We start from the raw sequence: 21,314 nt of genomic DNA on the forward strand, positions 1-21,314 counted from the left end.
CTTAGCGGGTTTTCAGCTCAATGCGCTTGATGTTATCCACCAGCACCAGATAACTGAGTACCGCGACAAAGGCGTGGATACCCACGTATACCAGCGCACCGTTATACGATCCGGTCGAGGCAATGATGTAGCCAATCGCGACAGGCGTGATAATGCCGGACGCATTACCAAACATATTGAACAGGCCGCCGCTCAGACCGCTGATCTCCTTCGGCGCGGTATCGGCCATCACCGCCCAGCCCAACGCACCAATGCCTTTGCCAAAAAAGGCCGTCGCCATAAACAGCACCACAACCCAGTCGGTTTCAACGTAGTTACATATCACCATAGAGGTCGAGAGCAGCATCCCGAGCACAATGGGCGTTTTGCGGGCGATGTTCAGGGAACCGGTTTTGCGCATCAGCCAGTCAGAGATCACGCCACCCAGCACGCCGCCAATAAAGCCGCACAGTGCCGGTACGGAGGCAACAAAACCGGCTTTAAGAATCGACATTCCGCGCGCCTGAACCAGATAAACCGGAAACCAGGTGATAAAGAAATAGGTCAGTGCGTTGATGCAGTACTGGCCAATATAGATACCGATCATCATGCGTGACTGCAGCAGCTGTTTGATCTGGAACCGCTTGTCACGAAAGCTGACGTTTTGCTTTTCGCTTTTCTGATCCATGTTGATTAGCGCACCGCCCTGCTCCATGTATTCCCGTTCCGCCTGATTAACGCCAGGATGATCGCTGGGATCGTGAATCACTTTGAGCCAGATAAGGCTCAGGATGATGCCCAGTCCCCCCATGAACCAGAAGACATGAGCCCAACCGACTGCGGAGGTCAGCCAGCCCATGATGGGTGCGAAAATCACGGTCGCAAAATACTGGGCAGAATTGAAAATGGCCACGGCGGTACCGCGCTCCTGAGCCGGGAACCAGGCGGCCACAATCCGGCTGTTACCCGGAAATGAAGGTGCTTCTGCCAGGCCCACCATAAAGCGCAACATAAACAGCGCCATCACGATGGTGTAACCGCTGAACAGGTCCACGAAACCTTGCAGCAAGGTAAATAACGACCAGAGGAAGATGCTCCAGAAATAGACGCGTTTGGAACCAAAGCGATCCAACAGCCAGCCGCCGGGGATTTGTCCAATAACATAGGCCCACGAAAACGCCGAGAAGATGTAACCCATGCCCACGGGATCGAGGCCAATATCCTTTGCCATCGCGGAGCCAGCGATGGATAACGTCGTCCGGTCGCCGTAGTTGAATGAGGTCACAATAAACAACATGACCACAATCCAGTAGCGTGCATTTGTCCGTTTCTGGACCGCCTCTGACGTCTGGTGAAAACTACTCATGATGCACTCCTGAAAAATAGCGAAAGTGACATTCGCTCTGACTGCATACACATCGCGTTGGGTATCAGAGAGATGTAGGTTAAACACGGCGATTTTTTTATTGGCAAATTACTCACGCGGCGTGACATATAACCTGACCGGGGAAACGGAAATCAGTATAAGAAGTGGGTTTCACGGTGACATTGGAATATCTCCCTGGAATAAGGAGAAGGAATCGTGCTTTTTTGGGCTATTGCATAAAACACTGCGGCGCATTTCACGTATTTTGGTATTCCTCACCCAAAGCCAGCTCCTAAGCCCGACGATCGCCGGCTTTGTGAGAATCTTCACTTGATTTGGTAAAAAGACATGAAAACGGCCGTCTCTGAAGGCTGAATGTAGGTCAATTGCACAATGTGCAGGTGAGAACCCCTCTTTATACTGACGGTGGCAAATACTGAACCTGTGACACCTGACTTCTTATAATGAATGCGCCACAGAAATAAGGCGCGACGCACTGGAAGGTGAGCGATGATCCCCCTGTCAAACGAACAACCGCTCTATATCAAAGTTCATGAAAACGATAACGTGGCCATTGTGGTTAACAGCCAGGGACTGCCTGCCGGTACCACGTTTCGTGATGGCTTAACTCTGACCGAGCATATCCCCCAGGGACACAAGGTGGCGCTGCAGGCTATTCCTGGTGGGCAGCCCATACTGCGCTATGGCGAGGTGATTGGTCTGGCCATGCGTGATATCGCCCAGGGGAGCTGGATCGACGAATCGCTAATTGCTCTGCCGGACGCCCCGGACTTAGCGCATTTATCTTTAGCGAATAATGTGCCGCCGGCGTTACCGCCGCTGGACGGTTATACCTTTGAGGGCTATCGCAACGCCGACGGCAGCGTGGGCACCCGTAATCTGTTGGGGATCACCACCAGCGTGCACTGCGTCGCGGGCGTGGTGGATTATGTGGTGCAAATCATTGAGCGTGATTTACTGCCCCGCTATCCCAACGTTGATGGCGTGGTGGCGCTGAATCATCTTTATGGCTGTGGCGTGGCGATCAATGCCCCCGCGGCGGTGATCCCGATCCGAACCGTTCATAATCTGGCCCTGAATGCCAATTTCGGCGGCGAAATCATGGTGGTCAGTCTGGGATGCGAAAAGTTACAACCCGAACGCCTGCTGACCGGCACGCCTGACGTACAGCCCATCTCGCTGGACGATGCGGATATTGTGCGTTTGCAGGACGAGAGCCGGGTGGGCTTCGGTGCCATGGTGGATGACATTTTGCAGGTCGCAGAGCGCCACCTGAGCCGCCTTAATCAACGCCAGCGCGAAACCTGCCCGGCCTCTGAACTGGTGGTGGGCATGCAGTGTGGCGGCAGCGACGCGTTTTCGGGCGTGACCGCGAATCCCGCCGTCGGCTTCGCCGCTGATCTGCTGGTACGCTGCGGAGCCACCGTAATGTTTTCTGAAGTCACGGAGGTACGGGATGCCATTCATTTGCTGACGCCACGCGTGGTTGACCAGGCCGTGGGCCAGCGACTGATTGAGGAAATGGCCTGGTATGATCGCTATCTCGATCAAGGCAAAACGGACCGCAGCGCCAATCCCTCGCCCGGCAACAAGAAAGGCGGACTGGCCAACGTGGTGGAAAAAGCATTAGGCTCAATTGCCAAATCAGGCCGAAGCCCGATTGTGGAAGTGCTGTCGCCGGGACAACGGCCAACACGACGAGGGCTGATTTTTGCCGCCACGCCCGCCAGCGATTTTGTCTGCGGCACGCAGCAGCTGGCCTCAGGCATCACCTTACAGGTTTTTACAACAGGCAGGGGAACGCCTTACGGCCTGCCGGCGATTCCGGTGATTAAGATGGCGACCCGTACCGCATTGGCTGAACGCTGGCATGATTTAATGGATATTAACGCCGGTACGATTGCCACGGGCGAAGAAACCATCGAGCAGGTTGGCTGGCGGTTGTTTACATTAATTCTGGACATTGCCAGCGGCCGGAAACAAACCTGGTCAGACCGCTGGGGCATCCGCAATCAGCTGGCGGTCTTTAATCCCGCACCGATCACCTGATGCCGTTTTTATGCAGACAGGCCGTGCTGACACCCGCGTGGCGCGCATGTCAGCCACGCGGGTGCCGTCTTCCCCACCCTGTACAGTCAGAGCTGTTTACCCCACTGCTCAACCCAGGGAGACGTTACCGACTCAGGCTCCGGATCTTCGGTGGCGTCGATGAGCAACACGTCACCGATCCGCTTCGCCTGGTGCGCCTGCAGCAATGCATCAAAACGCTTGCCTGCGCCGCAGAAATTTTCATAACTGCTGTCGCCTAACGCTATCACGCCATAACGCAGCGTGGGCTGATGGCCCAGCTTATCCTGCATAGCATGAAACAGGCCGGAAATCGTATCCGGAAAATCGCCCTGACCGGTGGTCGAGGTGATGATCAGAGCGACATCACTGGCATAGTGTTGCCAGTCGGCCAGTGTCGGATCTTCGAAAATCGTTACCTCATGGCCCTGCTGCTGCAACAACGGCTCAGCTTCTTCTGCAACCAGTAAGGCGTTCCCATAGACGGTGCCTACAAAAATCCCAATCTTTGCCATTTCTTTTCCCCTTTATTCCGGAACGCTATCCTGACCTGAGCCTGCGAGAAACTCAACCCGTGGCACATCAGGAATACAGGCCTGCCAGCCAAACCGCTCCATCACCCGTTGCCAGACAGGATCGAGCCCGGCACGAATAAGCAGCGGTTCGCCCGTCACAGGATGGTTAAGGGATAAGCTGCTGGCATGCAGCATCAAACGGCTGGCCCCAAAGTGCGCAGCCGCACCACGATTCTGGCGTAAATCCCCGTGAGCCGAATCGCCGATAATGGGATGACGCAAATGGGACATGTGCCGACGGAGTTGATGTTTCCGCCCGGTTTGCGGTTTAAGCTCAACCAGGCTGTAACGTGCCGTGGGATAGCGACTGATGGCGACTGGCATTTCTACCGTTGCCAGTGCGGCGTAATCGGTCACCGCCGGCTGCGGCGCACGGGGTTCGCTGACAAATTTGTCCGCGATCTTGTCCAGCTCTTCCACCAACGGATAATCCAGCCTGTCACTGCCTTCAAGCCAGCCGCGCACAATGGCATGGTAGGTCTTTTCCATGTGGTGATGCTCAAACTGCTGGGACAGCAGGCGGCCTGCCTCACTGGACAGCCCCATCAGCAGCACGCCTGATGTGGGACGATCCAGCCGATGCGCCGTGAAAACATGCTGGCCTATCTGGTCGCGTACCGTCTGCATCACAAACCGGGTTTCATGGCGATCAAGCCAACTGCGGTGCACCAGCCAGCCTGCGGGCTTATTCACCGCGACCAGCCACGCATCCTGATAAATGATTTCCAGCATCAGACCGGGTCATCCTGCAGCAATGCATCCAGCTGCTGTAAGGTCAGCAACAACAGTGTGCGCCCCGGCTGAACCGGCGTTAACGCCATTTCAAAATAGGGGGCAACCGCAAAATTTTTTGGCAATGCCTGGCCCGCACGAATCAGCATCTGCACCCGTGGAATCAGGACCCACTGCAACCATTCCAGCGGCTGCATCGTGTCGAGGAAAAAAGGTTGCTGGCTTGCGAAAGCCTGTTCGTCTGGCGCGTCCACCTGCCACAGATCGTGCTCACGCATGACGGCTTCGAGCTGTTCAAGCCGTTGCATAATAAACTGTTCTGACGTCATGCCTCACCTCTGACGAATAAAAAGGGGCGGCAAGGATAACCCGCAGGCACAAAAAAAGGGAGCACTGTATTAAACAGTGCTCCCGGTTCGTTTGCAGCTCTCCTGCTACGTTAATGCTCCCTGCTCATCCTTGACAACTTTTCCCGTGCGTAGTCCTTCCGCGAATCATCCTGATCACTCCTTAGCCTCCTGGCCCACCGCCTCGTCCGAGGGGCTCTCATTCTCCATCCTGGAGGTGTCCCTTAACTCATTCCTGAGTGTCCTGCTTCGTCCTGAAGCCTTCCTTGTGACGTAACAGCATTACGTTCCTGCCTCCTGGCTACCGTCTTCCTGACGGTTCCTGCTGTCCATGACGTCCTGTCAGCGAGACCTATTCTCTTAAGAAAAGCCTCAGGGCACAAGGTGTTAAAACACGATATAACGCGATCCTGTTCAAGAGATTGAACAGCGGTGCTAATAAGTTAATGATTTACAATATTTTTACATCTCGGCCGCTACTTCACCGTTTCGCTAATATGGCGATCTCTCACACGGCATGTAAGAGATCTCTCACACGCGAAGCGGCACATCTCTGCAATTAATCACTAAGCGGTTGTAAATTATTAAGAAAAGTACAGATATCCGATGCCAGCGTAATACGTTTCTTCTGACCGGGCGTTTCAAGGATGATGTCACCGCTCAGATTGCACAGGGAAATAATGTTCTCTTCTGACGCAGTGGTGGCAATAAACAGTGTTGGATTCTGCTTCAGGCGCCGCTGCATGACGAGGTGCCCGATCAGGTTTTCCTGCAGCCGGACAAAGTCGGTTTCACTCCAGACCTGGAGCAGCGTTAGTCTGTGGTCCTGCCACATGGCCTGCATGTCCCCCGCGAACTGGTGCGTATAAAAGGCCGTAATCTGCGGTTGCAGCGCAATCTCCAGCGCCCGCTCAACCGCCTCCAGCGAGGGCGGTAGTGTAAAGGGTTGCGGTTGCCAGAGCGCACACTCATCACGGTTTTCCAGCAAACAGGGGGAAGGAATACCATAAAGATCGCGACTGGCTGGCGCATGGCCCCGGCTCTGCTGCCAGTGCTGGCAGTAGCGCGTGGTAAAATCCGTTAACGCTTCAGCGGTTTGCTGCATCATTCAAATTCTCACTTCTGATAGGTTACACTTACTCACTTTGATGACTCTAGTGGTAACCGTTATGTCTTCTTACCAGCCGGACCCGGCACTGAGCAACCTGACGCTGGGCAAGCCTACAGCGTATCACGATCGCTATGACAACAGCTTATTACAGGCCGTGCCGCGCAGCATGAATCGCGAGCCTTTGGGCCTTTATCCCGATAATTTGCCGTTCTCGGGCAGTGATATCTGGACGCTCTATGAACTCTCATGGCTCAACAGCAAAGGCGTGCCCCAGGTGGCCGTGGGCGAAGTCGAGCTTGATGCCCGGAGCCGTAATCTTATCGAATCAAAGAGTTTTAAGCTCTACCTTAACAGCTTTAACCAGACGCGATTTACAGACTGGGCCGAGGTACGCCAGACGCTGGAGCAGGACCTGCGCGCCTGTGCCGAGGGCGATGTCCTTGTGGCGCTGTTTCGCTTACAGGAGATCGAAGGTCAGCCTGTTGGTCACTTTGCGGGCACCTGCATTGATGAGCAGGACATCGAGATTGAAGATTACGGCTTCAATGCCGATTATCTGATCGACGCCGCCGGTCAGGAACAGGTGCAAGAAACGCTGGTCAGCCATCTGCTTAAATCCAACTGTTTGATCACCAATCAGCCTGACTGGGGATCGGTAATGATTCGCTATCAGGGCCCGCGCATCGATCGTGAAGCTCTGCTGCGCTATATCGTTTCATTTCGTCAGCATAATGAGTTTCATGAACAGTGCGTGGAGCGTATTTTCAACGACCTGATGCGCTTTTGTCAGCCATCACAGCTGACCGTCTACGCACGTTACACGCGACGGGGTGGACTGGATATCAATCCGTGGCGCAGTAATGTGCCCTTTACGCCGGGCCATTCTCGTCTGGTTCGTCAATAGTTTGCGAATCCTTTCTCAGACTGTTAAACGCGCATACGGTTCCACTTGAGCAAACCTTGCCGACAAGGCTACTCTGGACAGGGCGGTAACCTGCGGGTTGCCAACCAGGGATTTTGGTCACTGCATTTGCAGTGTCAGTTATCACCCCAGCGGGTGCAAAGGAGTTCATTTGATTACACATGTCAGCCCTCTTGGCTCTATGGATCTGCTCTCCCAACTGGAAGTAGATATGCTGAAGCGCACGGCCAGCAGCGATTTGTATCAACTTTTCCGTAACTGCTCGCTCGCCGTACTCAACTCTGGCAGTCAGACTGACAGCAGCCATGAACTGCTGTCGCGTTTTGAGAACTTCGACATCAACGTACTGCGCCGTGAGCGCGGCGTTAAGCTGGAACTGATTAATCCCCCGGAAGAAGCCTTCGTCGACGGTCGTATCATCCGTTCACTCCAGGCCAACCTGTTTGCCGTCTTGCGCGACATCCTGTTTGTGAATGGCCAGCTCGCCAGCTCGGGGCGTTTACCCTGCGAAGAGGACAACGACTCAGCCACCATCACCAACACGGTGTTTTCCATTTTGCGCAATGCCCGCGCCCTGCATGTGGGTGAATATCCCAATACCGTTGTCTGCTGGGGTGGCCACTCGATCAACGCGGTGGAATACCAGTATTGTCGCAACGTGGGCACGCAACTGGGGCTGCGTGAGCTGAACATTTGTACCGGTTGTGGACCGGGCGTGATGGAAGCGCCGATGAAAGGTGCCGCCGTGGGCCATGCCCAGCAGCGCTATCGTGACAGCCGCTTTATCGGGTTAACTGAGCCGTCTATTATCGCGGCTGAGCCACCGAATCCGCTGGTGAACGAACTTATCATCATGCCGGATATCGAAAAGCGCCTGGAAGCCTTTGTGCGCATCGCGCACGGCATCATCATCTTCCCGGGCGGCGTGGGTACCGCAGAGGAGTTCCTCTATCTGTTGGGCATTCTGATGAATCCACAGAACGCGCATCAGGTTCTGCCGCTTATTCTGACCGGCCCGAAAGAGAGCGCCGATTATTTCCGCGTACTGGACGACTTCATTGTCAGCACGCTCGGCGAGCAGGCACGTAAGCATTATCAGATCATCATTGACGATGCTGCTGAAGTTGCCCGTCTGATGAGAAAAGCCATGCCGCAGGTGAAAGAGCATCGCCGTGAAACCGGTGACGCCTACAGTTTTAACTGGTCAATGCGTATTGCTCAGGATCTGCAGGTGCCGTTTATGCCAACGCATGAAAATATGGCCAACCTCAATCTCTACACAAACCAGGCTCCAGAAAAACTGGCGGCGGATTTGCGCCGGGCCTTCTCTGGGATTGTTGCAGGAAACGTCAAAGAGATGGGCATTCGCGAAATCCGCGAAAAAGGCCCTTACAAACTGCACGGCGATGCCGACATCATGCACCGCATGGATGAACTGCTACAGGGCTTTGTGGCGCAGCAACGTATGAAACTGCCCGGCACTGCCTATATTCCGTGCTACGAAATCATCAAGTAAATCTGGAGGCAGCCTGCGGGCTGCCCATATCTTATGTCTCTTCACTTACTCATTGTTGACGCCCTCAATTTAATTCGTCGCCTGCATGCGGTACAAGGCTCGCCCTGCGTCGACAGTTGCGTAGGCGCGCTGCGTCAGCTTCTGGGGCACACGCGGCCGACGCATGTGGTGGCGGTGTTTGATGGTGAAGCCCGCCATCAGGGATGGCGGCACCAGTTGTTGCCTGACTATAAAAGTGGCCGCCCGCCGATGCCCGACGATTTGCAGGCCGAAATGCCCGCGCTGAAGGACGCCTTTCGAAACGCGGGCGTCAGTTGCTGGATAGCCGACCAGGATGAAGCCGACGATCTGGCGGCGACGCTGGCGGTCAAAATGGCGCAGGCAGGTCATCAGGCGACCATCGTTTCAACCGACAAAGGTTACTGCCAGTTACTGGCACCGACGATTCGCATCCGTGACTATTTTCAAAAGCGCTGGCTGGATGTGCCTTTTATTGAAGCCGAATTCGGCGTTGCACCCGCGTTGCTGCCTGACTACTGGGGATTATGCGGCATCAGCAGCAGTAAAATTCCCGGCATCGCAGGCATTGGACCCAAAAGCGCCCGGGAACTGCTACAGCAGTTTGGTTCACTGGAATCGCTGTATCAGCAGTTGGATCAGGTGCCGACCAAATGGCGTAATAAGTTACAGGCCGGACAGGAGATGGCGCTGATCAGCCGCGATGTGGCCCGGCTGAAACAGGATTTGGTGCTGGAAGGGAATCTGAATTTACTGCGTTACCATGGCGGCTAATCATATCAGACCGGGCACAATCGCGCCCGGTCAGCAGGGTTAACGCTCGTCGCGGCGGCCACCGACAGCGGCCCAGATGCGACGAATGTGCACTGTCACTTCTTCACGATCGTGATAAAGCTGACGTGCCCGAATCTGCGCGTTAACGCCATTTTCATTGAGCCGCTGCTCGATCATGGCCAGATTCTGCGTGACTTCTTCGTAGCGCTTCTTCATGGGCAGTTTCAGGTTAAATATGGCTTCGCGGCACCAGCCGTTGACCAGCCAGTCCGCCATCAGGTTCGCCACGCGAGCCGGCTTTTCCACCATGTCGCAGACCAGCCAGCTGATGTTGGTGCGGGGCGGACGGAAACGGAAACCGTCTTCACGCTCGTGAAAAACCTGGCCGGTCTCCATCAGGCTGGGCGCCATCGGCCCGTTATCCACGGCGTAAACCATCATGCTGCGCTGTACCAGTTGATAGGTCCAGCCGCCTGGACAGGCCCCCAAATCGACGGCATACATTCCACTGGCCAGACGTTCATCCCACTCATCGGCCGGAACAAAAACGTGAAAGGCCTCTTCCAGCTTAAGCGTGGACCGACTCGGCGCATCAGACGGGAACTTAAGACGCGGAATGCCCATATAAAAGGGTGAGCTGTTCTCCGGCAGTGAATACCCGACGTAGCAGGTGCCGGGGGCGATAAAGAACACATGCACGACCGGGCGTTTTGGGCTTTCATAGTTGAGCAGGATTTTGCTCTCACGCAGGCTGGCGCGCAGCGGGACGGTAAACTTGCGGCAGAACCTGGTGAGCTCTTTGGCTTCGTTGGTGTCCGGCACTTCAACACGCAGTTCCCCGCCCTTTTCCACCACGCCGCTTAACATGCCTACGATGGGGGAAATACGATCGTCCTGGGGCAGATCCCGCAGCAGTTCGCCAACAACCAGCATCTGACGGGCAAAAATCAACTGATCAAACGGCAACTCGCGGATCAGTCTCTCCGCATCGGACTGCTGGTAGCACTCAAACAGGACATAACCTGCATCCTCTTTAACCCGAGGAAAGCCGTAAACATTGCGCTCGGCGGCTTTAGCACTAATTTCCGCCGCACACTCTTTTTCAAAGCCAGCGCGGCAATACAGTAAAACTTTATTCATGGCGTTCTGCCTTGGTTTTAAGACGCAGTGCGCCAATCAACATCAATAGCCAGCCAACGAGGAAGAACAGCCCCCCGACTGGCGTGATAAAAAAAAAAACGTTAAGTGCGACAGCGCCAGGGAATAGAGGCTGCCGCTGAATAATACGGTACCCAGTGCCATAGAGGCGCTGCTCCAGTAGAACCAGATATTACAGCGATAAAGCATCGCCGCTCCCAGCCCCAGCACAGCCAGCGTATGATACGCTTGGTATTCCAGCCCGGTATGAATCCAGGCCATTTCAGTCGCTCCCAGCGTTTTATTCAACACATGAGCACCAAAAGCACCAAATGCCACCAGGAAAAACCCACTGATGGCCGCAAAAATAAACATGGCACGTCTGGACATGAATGTATCCTCAAGGTGCGTTTGCAGGTCCCTGCAAAAAAATAAAAAAGTTACTGATCATAACGAAAGCGGAATTTTTCTTGTTCGGTAGCCGCTTTGGCGAGGATCCACTGTCGAAAGGCGGCTATTTTACCCAGTTCTGCCTGACTGTCATGACAAACCAGATAAAAAGCATTTTTGCTCACTAAAACGTCATTAAACGGACAAATCAACCGTCCCGCTTCAATTTCGCTTTGCGCCATAACGTTATTGGCCAGGGCAACGCCCTGCCCATGGATGGCCGCCTGCAGCACCATCGCGCTGTGGCTGAAAATGGGTCCCTGTTGCACATTGATATGCTGGACGCCTGACTGACGGATATACGCCTGCCAGTCACGGCGGGAAGCATCATGCAACAGCGTAAAACGAGCCAGATCCATGGGCGTTTTCAGGGGATTTTCCCCCGTCATCAGCGACGGCGAACAAACCGGCAGCAAATATTCGGCATAGAGTTTTTCGACCCGCAGGCCTGGCCAGTTTCCCCGGCCATAGAAAATGGCCACATCCACATCATCGGCCAGCTTCTCTTCATCCCGATCGACCGCCTGAATGCGGACGTCAATTCCCGGATAAGCCAGATTAAAGCTGGAAAGACGCGGGACCAGCCACTGAATCGCAAAGCTTGGCAGCAAACTCACCGTCAACGCCCCTTTGGCGCTGCGTGCCTGCAGTTTACGCGTCGCCTCGTTGAGCGCAGAGAAAATTTCTTTGATATCCAGATAGTAGCTTTGGCCTTCCTCGGTGAGTAAAAGCGACCGGTTTCGCCGTCTGAACAGCTTCAGTCCCAGAAAATCTTCCAGTGATTTGATCTGGTGACTGACAGCAGCCTGAGTCACAAACAGCTCTTCAGCGGCTTTGGTGAAGCTTAAATGGCGTGCTGCGGCATCAAATACCCGCAGTGCATTCAGGGGAGGAAGACGTTTTGACATGGTTATCCATAGCCAGCCTGGCAAAAAATACGCGGACTAATACAAAGCCTTAACGTATTAGAATTTATAATCCGAGACATTATAAATTGTCCGTTGAGGAAGCTCCAGCAAATACCTATAGTTGCGGTACTTCCTGAGCCGGAACGAAAAGTTTTTAGATTTGTGAGTGAGTTCGCAGATTTTCTGAAAGCTTTTGGCTTGTGGTCGTGATGTTGTGTTTGCAATTTTGATCTGACCTTTACAGATCAAGCTTTTTTATTTCCTGTAGATTTACCCTGTCTGTCCATTGTGATATTGAGTAGCACCGCAAATTGCGGTGCTTTTTTTATGCGCGGATTACTTCATCTCAACCATTTCTTTCACATCTGAACGGTTAATCTGCTGCTCATTGCCATTCGCATCTTTATAGCTAATCATACCGGTATCAGTATCGACTCTTGGTTTACCTTCAGCAACGATAGTGCGTCCGTCATTGGTATGCATTACGTAGTTGCTTGAACAGGCAGCCAGGGTAAAGGCCATTGTACAAACGGCCAGCATTGCGGCGAGTTTTTTCATCTTCTATCTCCTTGCAGATTGATTGCACCAAACCGCCCGCGTTACGCTGACCCGAGAAATGGTCAAGTGGGATCGACTATCAGAATGTCGTATCGCCATGCGGGTGAAGTTTTTACCTTGCAATATTCAGCATAACCCGCTTTTCCAGCTTTGCCAGACAGACATCCATCTTTCAGCCTGAGTCTGAAAATTAACAACGAGCTATGTATGCGTGCCTTTAATCCTTCTTCATTCCGGCAGCAGTTTCCTGCCCTGAGCGACGCGGGTGTTTATCTCGACAGCGCCGCCACCACGCTAAAACCGCAGGCGGTAATCGAGGCGACTCAGCAGTTCTACAGCCTGAGCGCCGGTACGGTTCATCGTAGCCAGTTTGCAGCGGCCCGCCGGTTAACCGAGCAGTATGAGCAGGCGCGGGGCCAGGTGGCGCAGTGGCTCAATGCCGCCAGTGACCGGCAGATTGTCTGGACGCGCGGTACCACCGAAGCCATTAACCTGGTGGCGCAAAGCTGGTTAGCCCCGCGTTTACAGCCCGGCGATGAAATCCTCGTCAGCGAAGCCGAGCACCACGCCAATCTGGTTCCCTGGCTCATGGTCGCACAGGCCACGGGCGCGCGCGTGGTAAAATGGCCAATCGGTGAGGATCGCCTGCCCGATATCGCCGTGCTGCCCTCACTGATCACTCACCGGACGCGTCTGCTTGCGCTGGGTCAGATGTCCAATGTCACAGGCGGCTGCCCCGATTTATCCCGGGCCATCGCTCTTGCCCATGCGGCAGGGGCAAAAGTTATGGTCGATGGCGCGCAGGGCGTCGTACATTGCCCGCCGGATGTACAGGCGCTGGATATTGATTTCTATGCCTTTTCCGGCCACAAGCTCTATGGCCCAATGGGCATCGGTGTGCTGTACGGTAAAGCGGAATTGCTGGAAGAGATGGCCCCCTGGCAGGGCGGCGGTAAGATGCTGACGAAGGTCGACTTCACCGGCTTTACGCCCCAGCCGGTGCCCTGGCGCTTTGAGGCCGGTACGCCAAACGTGGCGGGCGTGACCGGACTGAGTGCCGCGCTGAGCTGGCTGCAACAGCATAATATGTCTAAAGCAGAGATCTGGAGCCAGCAGTTAGCCAGTCTGGCCGAGGAACAGCTTGCAGAACTGCCGGGCTTTCGCAGTTTCCGTTGTGGCCAGGCCAGCCTGCTGGCCTTCGACATTCAGGGAATTCATCACAGCGATATCGTGACACTGCTGGCAGAGCACGGGATCGCCTTACGTGCGGGTCAACATTGTGCCCAACCGTTAATGGCGGCACTGGGCGTTGAGGGGACGCTGCGCGTATCGTTTGCCCCCTATAATAATTTACAGGACGTCGATGCGCTGCTGCGCGCTATGCACAGCGCTGTCGCGTTGTTATCGGAGTTTTAATCATGCACGCATCCCTGCTTGCCCCGCATCCGTTCGGTGTTGAAATTACGCCTGCGGATCTGAAAGAAACCTTCTCTCACTGTCGGCAGTGGGAGGATCGCTACCGGCAGCTGATTTTACTTGGCCGACAGTTACCGGCCTTACCTGACGCATTAAAAACACCGGACAGTGAGCTGAGTGGTTGCGAGAATCGCGTCTGGCTGGGCAGCCAGATCCGGGAAGAAGGTTCCCTGCATTTTTACGGTGACAGCGAAGGTCGCATCGTTCGTGGTTTGCTGGCCGTGCTGCTCACCGCTGTTGAAGGCCAGACGCCCGCGCAATTACTGGCGGCCGATCCGCTGGATCTGTTTGAATCGCTGGGCCTGCGTGCGCAGCTTAGCGCCTCACGCAGTAGCGGCCTGAAAGCGCTGGCCGATGCCGTCCAGCAGCATGCGCAACGGGCGCTGGGTTAACCGCTCATGGCGCAGTCGTCGGCCAGTGTTTAGCTAAGCAGGTCAGGCTGGCGGCCTGGCAAACGCGGGCTAAAGCCGTACAACCGCGTTGCACGGCAGATTAGCATTACGCCTGGCGCGCGGCCCGTGCCAGAAATTTCTTCAGGGCATGCGAAACGGCGACAAAGCCAAAGGTGGCGGTGACCATCGTGGCTGCGCCAAATCCGGATTCACAATCCATTCTTTTCGGCCCTTCCGCTGTGCTGCGTGAGGCGCAAACCGAGCCATCCGCCTGCGGATAAACCAGCGCCTCTGTAGAGAAAACGCAGTCGATGCCCAGCTTGCCTTTGCTGTTTTTTACCACGCCCAGCTGTTTAAGCCGCTCGCGTAATTTAGCCGCCAGCGGATCCTGGATGGTCTTCGCTAAGTCAGTCACCTGGATTTGCGTGGGATCGATTTGCCCACCTGCGCCGCCCGTGGTGATCAGGGGAATCTTATTGCGTCGACACCAGGCAATCAGCGCCGCCTTGGGGCGCACACTATCGATAGCGTCAATCACATAGTCGATATCGGCAGTCAGCAGCGTCGCCGTGTTTTCCGGGGTGATAAAGTCATCAATACAGATCACCTCACAGTCAGGATTAATGGCGCGCAGACGCTCGGCCATCACGTCCGTTTTGGCTTTACCCACATTGCCGCTCATCGCATGTATCTGACGATTGGTGTTGGTGATACAGACATCATCCATATCGATCAGGGTAATCCTGCCGATGCCGGTTCTTACCAGTGCCTCGGCAGCCCAGGAGCCCACGCCGCCAATACCAATCACGCAGAAGTGGGCATCAGCGAAATGCTGCAACGCCGACTGCCCATAAAGACGTGCCGTGCCACCAAATCGCTGGTGCCAGGCATCGTTTAACACTTTCATAGTTGAACCTGTTACTGAGCGCGGGCCCGATCGCCCGCCGCTTCAAAATTTAGTTAGCGCCTAACAGCAGGCTGACGTTGTTACTGCTCTGCGCATTGCTGAACAGCGGCTGACCGGCTCCCGGTGCCGATTTCAGCACCCACACACGACCATAATGGTTATAGAACCCCGCCAGATGGGCAGCATCTGGCCCTACGCCCTGATAGATATCGAAGTGCTGGCCTTTGATCGCGCCGCCGACATCCAGCGCCACCATCACCCGCATTTCATATTTCCCGTTGAATTTGCCCTTTTCATTGAGCTGCGGCACTTCTGCCAGCAGCACCGTTCCGGCAGGAATCAGTGAACGATCGGATGCCACAGAGGCTTTCGCCACCAGCGGTACCGCGCTCGCGCCACGTACCGGCACATAAGGTTCGGGTTTGAAAAAGACAAAGGAGGGGTTAGTTTCTAGCAGCGCCCGCACTTCCTCGGGTGAATGTTCCTCAGCCCACTGGCGAATGGCCTGCATTGACATGTCTTCACGCTTGACCTCGCCCCGGTCGATCAGCTCTTTACCGATGCTATGATAACCCCAGCCGTTTTTGCCGCCATAACCAAAAAAGCTCATCGGACGCCCGTCACCAAAATCGACATAGCCGCTGCCCTGCACGTCCATAATAAAGTTATCGATGAGTGAGTTACTCCAGGCAATGACGTAGCGATCGTCCAACGCCCCACTGTATATCGATGCGCGGCTGGGTAATTTCTGACCGCGTTTGCGCGGCGGCATGCGGTAAATAGGGTACTGAAACTCGCCCTGTCGCGTGTAGCGTGCCTGAACTACCGGCGTGTAGTAGCCCGTGAACTGGACGTTACCGTAATTATCGGTGCCTTCCATCTGAAACGCATTTAACCCAAACTGGCGCAACTGTCGTGTATCGCCCCCCGCCATCAGCCAGTTTTCAACCGCACTGTAAGTGCTGTTGTTACGGCCAAACAAACCCGAAGCGGCCGCCTGGATTTGCTGAATCTGTTGCCCAAAATCTCTGCCGTTAACCGGACGACCTTTGGCGTTAGGTTGATTAACCAGCGCTAAGGGTTGATCAAGTTTTCCGTCTTTATATTGTTGACCCCGATCGGTCGGCCTAGAACTACAGCCCGCCAGAAGCGCTAAAAATGCGCCAGTAAGTGCGTACTTCGCCCAACGTCCTTTCATCTTCATCTCTTTTTATAAGTGTTCGCCACGCGACGATAGCAAAGCCGTCATCAGAATGAAATCCATCCTCTTTCGTCATAACGGATATCGGTGCAATAATTCACCAATTGGTGGAATCCTTCAGCAATTAACAGCAAATTTAGCCTTTTAGGGCAAAAAGGGGTTGCAACAATCATCGTGCGGAGTATAGTGCGCATCTACGGACGCGGGGTGGAGCAGCCTGGTAGCTCGTCGGGCTCATAACCCGAAGGTCGTCGGTTCAAATCCGGCCTCCGCAACCAATTCTTCTGAGACAATGCTCACTCAGAAGGGACAATGTGAAAGTCGCTATGCGCAATCGGACGCGGGGTGGAGCAGCCTGGTAGCTCGTCGGGCTCATAACCCGAAGGTCGTCGGTTCAAATCCGGCCCCCGCAACCACTTTAAACACCTGAGAAGGTGTTTTTTTGTTTCTGGCCTCCGTCAGTCAATCCCCCTCTCCTTTTTACCGCTCAGACACGCAGTGAGATCAGACCGTACGCGAATGTCGCAACAGATCTTGCTCTGGCCAACCCGTTTCTGCTTTTATGATTCATCCGGACACGACAAGGTCTGTTATGAATACCTTCAACATTGCTGCACTTGCTGCACAGTATCCGCCGGTTGCGGATATGATCGCGCTGAAAGAAACCATCTGGTTCAATCCTGCCACCACAACCGTCGCCGACGCCCTGCCCTTTGTGGGTCTGACAGAGCAGGACGTTGAAGCCGCCCATGCCCGCCTGAAGCGGTTTGCGCCTTTGCTGGCTCAGGCCTTTCCTGAAACCGCCGCCACGGGCGGTATAATCGAATCGGATGTGGTCGCGATCCCCGCCATGCAGGCCCGGCTGGAACAGGCGTACGGCCAGAAAATTGCAGGCACACTGCTGCTGAAGAAAGACAGCCACCTGCCGATTTCTGGCTCCATCAAAGCGCGTGGCGGCATTTATGAAGTCCTGAATCATGCCGAGAAACTGGCATTAGCTGCCGGTTTACTGTCCCCGGAGGCGGATTACCGCACGTTGCTCTCCCCCACGCTTCGGCAGTTTTTTAGCCAGTACCGTATTGCCGTGGGATCGACCGGCAATCTCGGGCTGTCGATTGGCATCATGAGCGCCCGTCTCGGCTTTAACGTAACCGTTCATATGTCGGCGGATGCCCGGGAATGGAAGAAAGCAAAACTGCGCAGCCATGGCGTAACGGTGGTGGAATATGAACAGGATTACGGCGTGGCGGTCGGGCAAGGACGCAAAGCGGCCGCATCGGACCCCAACTGTTTCTTTATTGACGATGAAAACTCCCGCACGCTGTTTTTAGGTTATGCGGTCGCCGGCCAACGGCTGAAAGCGCAGTTTGAACAACAGGGCCGCGTGGTTGATGCTCAACATCCCTTATTTGTGTACCTGCCCTGCGGCGTGGGCGGTGGCCCCGGCGGCGTCGCGTTTGGCCTGAAGCTGGCATGGGGTGACCATGTTCACTGTCTGTTTGCGGAGCCCACTCATTCGCCCTGCATGTTGCTGGGCATAACAACGGGCTTACACGACGGCATTTCCGTACAGGACATAGGTATTGATAATGTCACGGCTGCGGATGGTCTGGCGGTAGGCCGGGCATCCAGCTTTGTGGGCAGAGCCATGCAACGTCTGCTGGATGGCATTTACACACTTGATGATGCGCGCATGTACGACATGCTCGGCTGGCTGGCGCAGGAAGAAGGTCTGCGGCTTGAACCTTCTGCGCTGGCCGGGATGATCGGTCCACAGCACGTATGTGGTTCAGCGCACTATCACGCGCTGCACGACTTCAGCCCAACACAGTTACAACAGGCCACTCACCTGGTCTGGGCGACGGGCGGCGGCATGGTGCCGGAACAGGAAATGGCGCACTACCTGGCAAAAGGCCGCTAAGTGGACGCACATCGTCGGCGAGACAGGAACGCCACGCAACCCGGTCCCTGTTCCGCTTCTGACGGCAAACCCTGACAGCAGATAAGGCCGGGCGGGTGATTTTTCCTGCCCGGCAGCTTAACGGTGTGCCAGCGCCGCCCCGTTTTTGAAATAGGCCTTAATGCCTTCCAGAATGGCCTCGGCGACCTGATGTTGATAACGCGTGGTGCGGAGTTTACGCTCTTCTTCGACGTTGCTGATGAACGCGGTTTCCACCAGGATCGAGGGAATATCCGCTGCCTTCAGCACCGCAAAACCGGCCTGATCCACAGTGCGTTTGTGCAGATGGTTAATCCGCCCCATCCGGTGCAGCACTTCTTTGCCAAACTTCAGGCTGTCATGGATCGTCTGGCGCTGCACCATATCATACATGGTGTGATCCAGATAGCGATCGCCACTCATGCTGACGCCGCCAATCAGGTCGGATTCATTCTGGGTTTGCGCCAGAAAACGCGCCGCGGCTGACGTCGCCCCCCGGGTCGAAAGGGCAAACACAGAGGAGCCCCGTGCGGCCCGGCTGGTGAACGCATCCGCATGAATGGAGACGAACAGATCGGCCCGCTGTTTACGGGCTTTGGCCACGCGAACCCGCAGGGGAATAAACACATCCTCGTTACGCGTCATGTACGCCTTCATATTGTGTTCTTTCTCAATCAGCGCCTTAAGGCGGCGGCCAATCTTCAACACAATGTCTTTTTCACGGGTTTTGTATTTACCGTGCGCGCCCGGATCTTCCCCGCCATGGCCAGGATCGATCATGATAATGATGGGGCGATCGCGCCCGGCTTTACCGGGTAACGGCGGCTGAACGCTTTCATTTTTATCCAGATCGCCCTGGTTGTAATCTTTCAGTAATGCCAGCAGCGGATCATCTTCTACCGTATTCTGGCTGGGGTAGAGATCGACCACCAGCCGGTGTTGAATACTGGAGACCGGTGCAAGGCTGAAGATTTTTGGCGAGACGTTGCGTTTCAGTTCCAGCACCACCCGCACGGTATTGGCATCGAACTGCCCGACCCTGGCGTTTTTGATAAAAGGATCGTCCACCCTGACGTGCTGGTTAACGCCCTTAAGGACCGAATTAAGGTGCAGGTTCTCAATGTCGATGACCAGCCGGTCCGGATTCGTCAGTGCGAACTGCTTATACTTAAGGGCAACATTGGATTCCAGCGTCATGCGCGAATAGGTTGAAGAGGGCCAGATGCGAACCGCCATAATATGGCTGGTGGCCGCGATGCCCACACCGCTTACGCTGAGCAGCAGCAGTGCCCCAGTACCTTTTAATAATCGTCTACGTGAAATAAGGGGATGACCTTCCGACATGCCACTCCAGCTGTTATATCGTGTTTAAAAAAACGGCAACCAAATAAAATGGCGGCGAAAACTTTATCCAATCCGGCTGACGATGTCACCCCGGAAACTCTAAATAATGCAGTCTGTTAGCGGCGTTATCACCTGAAAAAACGTAAATAAACGTCAGGATTAGCGCTTGCTAAATGGCCGCCAAAGGCATAAAAATACAGAAAATACGAATAAACATTCACTGAGGGTTAGCCGTGAAGGAACGTAGTACTGAACTGGTTCAGGGTTTTCGCCATACCGTTCCCTATATCAATGCGCATCGGGATAAGACATTTGTCATCATGCTTGGCGGTGAGGCCATTGAGCATGAAAATTTCTCCAGCATCGTCAACGATATTGGCCTGCTTCACAGCCTTGGCATTCGTTTAGTCGTCGTGTACGGCGCACGTCCGCAGATTGATGCCAGCCTCGCCGCAAACCAGCTGGAACCGGTTTACCACAAATATACCCGCGTGACCGACGCGCAGTCACTGGAGCTGGTAAAGCAGGCCGCAGGCCGTCTTCAGTTGGATATTACCGCCCGCCTTTCCATGAGCCTGAACAACACTCCGTTACAGGGCGCGCATATCAACGTGGTGAGCGGCAACTTTATCATTGCCCAGCCGCTCGGCGTGGATGATGGCGTCGATTACTGTCACAGCGGTCGCATTCGTCGTATTGATGAAGAGGCTATTCACCGCCAGCTCGACAACGATGCTATTGTGCTGCTGGGTCCGGTGGCCGTGTCAGTGACCGGTGAAAGTTTTAACCTGACTTCTGAAGAAGTGGCCACGCAGCTGGCAATTAAGCTTAAAGCAGAAAAAATGATTGGCTTCTGCTCGGAACAGGGTGTAATCGATCGTGAAGGCAACATTGTCTCGGAGTTATTTCCCAATGACGCTCAGGCACGCATTGATGAAATGGAACGCGATGGCGATTTTCTGTCTGGCACGGTGCGCTTTCTGCGTGGCGCCGTTAAAGCCTGTCGCAGCGGCGTCCGTCGCAGCCATCTGATCAGCTATCAGGAAGACGGCGCCCTGTTACAGGAACTCTTCTCGCGCGACGGCATTGGTACGCAGATTGTTATGGAGTCCGCCGAGCAGATTCGTCGGGCCACGATCAACGACATCGGTGGCATTCTGGAGCTGATTCGTCCGCTGGAACAGCAAGGGATTCTGGTACGCCGTTCACGCGAACAGCTGGAAATGGAGATCGACAAATTCACCATCATTCAGCGGGACAACCTGACCATCGCCTGCGCCGCGCTCTATCCGTTTATGGATGAAAAGATTGGCGAAATGGCGTGCGTTGCGGTCCATCCGGATTACCGCAGCTCCTCACGCGGAGAGCTGCTGCTGCAACGCGTTGCACTTCAGGCGAAGCAGATGGGGCTGGAAAAACTGTTTGTGTTAACCACACGCAGTATCCACTGGTTCCAGGAGCGCGGCTTCACGCCGGTGGATATCGAGTCGCTGCCGGAGAGTAAGAAAGAGATGTACAACTACCAGCGCCGTTCCAAGGTGCTGATGGCCGATTTAACCTGATGGCAGCCGGGC

The 21,314-nt window shown here is 54.8% G+C and carries 19 protein-coding genes, 2 tRNA genes and 1 pseudogene; 10 read left to right on the plus strand and 12 right to left on the minus strand.

Annotated elements, in window-relative coordinates; genetic code table 11:
• Position 1: 1 nt before the first annotated feature.
• Positions 2-1,345, minus strand: a complete 1,344-nt coding sequence (locus F7Q90_RS04635; protein WP_006120771.1) for an MFS transporter — start codon at positions 1,343-1,345, stop codon at positions 2-4.
• A gap of 510 nt (positions 1,346-1,855) precedes the next feature.
• Here F7Q90_RS04635 and garD point away from each other — a divergent pair.
• The gene (gene garD, locus F7Q90_RS04640; protein WP_006120772.1) at positions 1,856-3,415 is read left to right on the plus strand and encodes a galactarate dehydratase; all 1,560 of its coding nucleotides are present in this window, start codon (positions 1,856-1,858) and stop codon (positions 3,413-3,415) included.
• A gap of 86 nt (positions 3,416-3,501) precedes the next feature.
• Here garD and F7Q90_RS04645 read toward each other — a convergent pair whose 3' ends face one another.
• The 4 genes from F7Q90_RS04645 to syd all read right to left on the minus strand — a co-directional run bounded on the left by F7Q90_RS04645 (position 3,502) and on the right by syd (position 6,195).
• Positions 3,502-3,948, minus strand: a complete 447-nt coding sequence (locus tag F7Q90_RS04645; RefSeq protein WP_006120773.1) for a flavodoxin — start codon at positions 3,946-3,948, stop codon at positions 3,502-3,504.
• Positions 3,949-3,960: 12 nt separating this feature from the next.
• Entirely contained in the window at positions 3,961-4,740 is a 780-nt protein-coding gene (gene truC / locus F7Q90_RS04650; protein ID WP_006120774.1) for a tRNA pseudouridine(65) synthase TruC, read from the minus strand.
• The gene (locus F7Q90_RS04655; protein WP_006120775.1) at positions 4,740-5,069 is read right to left on the minus strand and encodes a YqcC family protein; all 330 of its coding nucleotides are present in this window, start codon (positions 5,067-5,069) and stop codon (positions 4,740-4,742) included. Before F7Q90_RS04655 ends, truC begins: the two co-directional genes overlap by 1 nt.
• Positions 5,070-5,646: 577 nt before the next feature.
• A complete protein-coding gene (syd, locus tag F7Q90_RS04660) occupies positions 5,647-6,195 on the minus strand; it encodes a SecY-interacting protein (RefSeq protein WP_006120776.1) in 549 nt (182 codons plus the stop codon).
• Between the two features lie 61 nt (positions 6,196-6,256).
• Between syd and queF the strand changes: the two genes are divergently transcribed.
• The 3 genes from queF to xni all read left to right on the plus strand — a co-directional run bounded on the left by queF (position 6,257) and on the right by xni (position 9,428).
• Complete coding sequence (gene queF / locus F7Q90_RS04665) at positions 6,257-7,102, plus strand: NADPH-dependent 7-cyano-7-deazaguanine reductase QueF (protein ID WP_006120777.1); 846 nt, start codon at positions 6,257-6,259, stop codon at positions 7,100-7,102.
• A gap of 169 nt (positions 7,103-7,271) precedes the next feature.
• Positions 7,272-8,636, plus strand: coding sequence for a nucleotide 5'-monophosphate nucleosidase PpnN (gene ppnN / locus F7Q90_RS04670; RefSeq protein WP_006120778.1), 1,365 nt, complete (start codon positions 7,272-7,274; stop codon positions 8,634-8,636).
• A 33-nt stretch (positions 8,637-8,669) separates the two neighbouring features.
• The gene (xni, locus tag F7Q90_RS04675; RefSeq protein ID WP_006120779.1) at positions 8,670-9,428 is read left to right on the plus strand and encodes a flap endonuclease Xni; all 759 of its coding nucleotides are present in this window, start codon (positions 8,670-8,672) and stop codon (positions 9,426-9,428) included.
• Between the two features lie 39 nt (positions 9,429-9,467).
• Here xni and rlmM read toward each other — a convergent pair whose 3' ends face one another.
• From rlmM to F7Q90_RS04695, 4 genes and pseudogenes are all read right to left on the minus strand, one after another.
• Positions 9,468-10,568, minus strand: coding sequence for a 23S rRNA (cytidine(2498)-2'-O)-methyltransferase RlmM (gene rlmM / locus F7Q90_RS04680; protein WP_006120780.1), 1,101 nt, complete (start codon positions 10,566-10,568; stop codon positions 9,468-9,470).
• Positions 10,561-10,955, minus strand: a pseudogene (locus F7Q90_RS04685) (DUF423 domain-containing protein). Before F7Q90_RS04685 ends, rlmM begins: the two are co-directional and overlap by 8 nt.
• 50 nt (positions 10,956-11,005) lie before the next feature.
• A complete protein-coding gene (locus F7Q90_RS04690; protein WP_006120782.1) occupies positions 11,006-11,923 on the minus strand; it encodes a transcriptional regulator GcvA in 918 nt (305 codons plus the stop codon).
• Positions 11,924-12,259: 336 nt separating this feature from the next.
• Complete coding sequence (locus tag F7Q90_RS04695) at positions 12,260-12,481, minus strand: YgdI/YgdR family lipoprotein (protein WP_006120783.1); 222 nt, start codon at positions 12,479-12,481, stop codon at positions 12,260-12,262.
• Between the two features lie 207 nt (positions 12,482-12,688).
• On the opposite strand from F7Q90_RS04695, the gene csdA reads away from it, so the two are divergent.
• Positions 12,689-13,897: a cysteine desulfurase CsdA gene (csdA, locus tag F7Q90_RS04700; RefSeq protein WP_006120784.1), complete on the plus strand. Its 1,209-nt coding sequence runs from the start codon at positions 12,689-12,691 to the stop codon at positions 13,895-13,897.
• A gap of 2 nt (positions 13,898-13,899) precedes the next feature.
• The gene (gene csdE / locus F7Q90_RS04705; RefSeq protein ID WP_006120785.1) at positions 13,900-14,349 is read left to right on the plus strand and encodes a cysteine desulfurase sulfur acceptor subunit CsdE; all 450 of its coding nucleotides are present in this window, start codon (positions 13,900-13,902) and stop codon (positions 14,347-14,349) included.
• A gap of 106 nt (positions 14,350-14,455) precedes the next feature.
• On the opposite strand, the gene tcdA is transcribed toward csdE, so the two are convergent.
• Positions 14,456-15,256 (minus strand): tRNA cyclic N6-threonylcarbamoyladenosine(37) synthase TcdA, encoded by an 801-nt coding sequence (gene tcdA, locus F7Q90_RS04710; RefSeq protein ID WP_006120786.1) that lies wholly within the window; start codon positions 15,254-15,256, stop codon positions 14,456-14,458.
• A gap of 49 nt (positions 15,257-15,305) precedes the next feature.
• The gene (gene mltA / locus F7Q90_RS04715) at positions 15,306-16,454 is read right to left on the minus strand and encodes a murein transglycosylase A (protein WP_006120787.1); all 1,149 of its coding nucleotides are present in this window, start codon (positions 16,452-16,454) and stop codon (positions 15,306-15,308) included.
• Between the two features lie 204 nt (positions 16,455-16,658).
• On the opposite strand from mltA, the gene F7Q90_RS04720 reads away from it, so the two are divergent.
• The 3 genes from F7Q90_RS04720 (at position 16,659) to F7Q90_RS04730 (ending at position 18,378) form a co-directional block, all read left to right on the plus strand.
• Positions 16,659-16,735 (plus strand) — tRNA-Met (locus tag F7Q90_RS04720).
• Between the two features lie 61 nt (positions 16,736-16,796).
• A tRNA-Met gene (locus F7Q90_RS04725) sits at positions 16,797-16,873 on the plus strand.
• 176 nt (positions 16,874-17,049) lie between these two features.
• A complete protein-coding gene (locus F7Q90_RS04730) occupies positions 17,050-18,378 on the plus strand; it encodes a D-serine ammonia-lyase (protein WP_006120788.1) in 1,329 nt (442 codons plus the stop codon).
• 117 nt (positions 18,379-18,495) lie between these two features.
• Here F7Q90_RS04730 and amiC read toward each other — a convergent pair whose 3' ends face one another.
• Positions 18,496-19,740: an N-acetylmuramoyl-L-alanine amidase AmiC gene (gene amiC / locus F7Q90_RS04735; protein ID WP_006120789.1), complete on the minus strand. Its 1,245-nt coding sequence runs from the start codon at positions 19,738-19,740 to the stop codon at positions 18,496-18,498.
• Between the two features lie 233 nt (positions 19,741-19,973).
• Here amiC and argA point away from each other — a divergent pair, with 233 nt between their 5' ends.
• Positions 19,974-21,302: an amino-acid N-acetyltransferase gene (argA, locus tag F7Q90_RS04740; RefSeq protein ID WP_006120790.1), complete on the plus strand. Its 1,329-nt coding sequence runs from the start codon at positions 19,974-19,976 to the stop codon at positions 21,300-21,302.
• Positions 21,303-21,314 lie beyond the last annotated feature (12 nt).

Origin of the sequence: Pantoea stewartii subsp. stewartii (assembly GCF_008801695.1) — a bacterium.
Classification (GTDB): domain Bacteria; phylum Pseudomonadota; class Gammaproteobacteria; order Enterobacterales; family Enterobacteriaceae; genus Pantoea; species Pantoea stewartii.

Coding starts and splice junctions, on each gene's coding strand:
- F7Q90_RS04635 (WP_006120771.1), bottom strand. CDS start 1,345: ATGAGTAGTTTTCACCAGACGTCAGAGGCGGTCCAGAAACGGACAAAT.
- garD (WP_006120772.1), top strand. CDS start 1,856: ATGATCCCCCTGTCAAACGAACAACCGCTCTATATCAAAGTTCATGAA.
- F7Q90_RS04645 (WP_006120773.1), bottom strand. CDS start 3,948: ATGGCAAAGATTGGGATTTTTGTAGGCACCGTCTATGGGAACGCCTTA.
- truC (WP_006120774.1), bottom strand. CDS start 4,740: ATGCTGGAAATCATTTATCAGGATGCGTGGCTGGTCGCGGTGAATAAG.
- F7Q90_RS04655 (WP_006120775.1), bottom strand. CDS start 5,069: ATGACGTCAGAACAGTTTATTATGCAACGGCTTGAACAGCTCGAAGCC.
- syd (WP_006120776.1), bottom strand. CDS start 6,195: ATGATGCAGCAAACCGCTGAAGCGTTAACGGATTTTACCACGCGCTAC.
- queF (WP_006120777.1), top strand. CDS start 6,257: ATGTCTTCTTACCAGCCGGACCCGGCACTGAGCAACCTGACGCTGGGC.
- xni (WP_006120779.1), top strand. CDS start 8,670: ATGTCTCTTCACTTACTCATTGTTGACGCCCTCAATTTAATTCGTCGC.
- rlmM (WP_006120780.1), bottom strand. CDS start 10,568: ATGAATAAAGTTTTACTGTATTGCCGCGCTGGCTTTGAAAAAGAGTGT.
- F7Q90_RS04690 (WP_006120782.1), bottom strand. CDS start 11,923: ATGTCAAAACGTCTTCCTCCCCTGAATGCACTGCGGGTATTTGATGCC.
- F7Q90_RS04695 (WP_006120783.1), bottom strand. CDS start 12,481: ATGAAAAAACTCGCCGCAATGCTGGCCGTTTGTACAATGGCCTTTACC.
- csdA (WP_006120784.1), top strand. CDS start 12,689: ATGCGTGCCTTTAATCCTTCTTCATTCCGGCAGCAGTTTCCTGCCCTG.
- csdE (WP_006120785.1), top strand. CDS start 13,900: ATGCACGCATCCCTGCTTGCCCCGCATCCGTTCGGTGTTGAAATTACG.
- tcdA (WP_006120786.1), bottom strand. CDS start 15,256: ATGAAAGTGTTAAACGATGCCTGGCACCAGCGATTTGGTGGCACGGCA.
- mltA (WP_006120787.1), bottom strand. CDS start 16,454: ATGAAAGGACGTTGGGCGAAGTACGCACTTACTGGCGCATTTTTAGCG.
- F7Q90_RS04730 (WP_006120788.1), top strand. CDS start 17,050: ATGAATACCTTCAACATTGCTGCACTTGCTGCACAGTATCCGCCGGTT.
- amiC (WP_006120789.1), bottom strand. CDS start 19,740: ATGTCGGAAGGTCATCCCCTTATTTCACGTAGACGATTATTAAAAGGT.